This is a genomic window from Enterobacter sp. ZOR0014 (genome assembly GCF_000798855.1).
GTDB lineage: Bacteria > Pseudomonadota > Gammaproteobacteria > Enterobacterales > Enterobacteriaceae > Enterobacter > Enterobacter kobei.
In genome coordinates, this window is sequence record NZ_JTLF01000145.1 from 1 (window position 1) to 270 (window position 270).

The 270-nt window shown below is 43.0% G+C and carries 1 protein-coding gene; it reads left to right on the plus strand.

Features of this window, described 5'->3' with window-relative positions:
* Positions 1–270, plus strand: a 270-nt coding sequence (locus tag L977_RS24695) for a hypothetical protein (RefSeq protein WP_047625508.1), incomplete at both ends; no start/stop codon positions are given.

The window sequence follows — 270 nt, forward strand, 5'->3', positions numbered from 1 at the left end:
AGGTCAAAAGAAATGGCTACAACTTACTAGAGATTTAGGTACAGTAGAAACACAAGCTAATAGGCTAGAGGGCGAAATTAAGCAAGTCGAGGGTGCTATTAGTTCAGGCTCTTGGAACATTGACGCTAAAATGGATACTAAAGGCGTTAATAGCGGAATTGAGGGCATGAAGTCACGCTTTAGCGGTCTTAGAGAGATTGCTGTTGGTGCATTCAGACAAATCGGTGCAAGTGCTGTTAGTGCTGTCGGTAACGGCTTAAAAGAATGTTC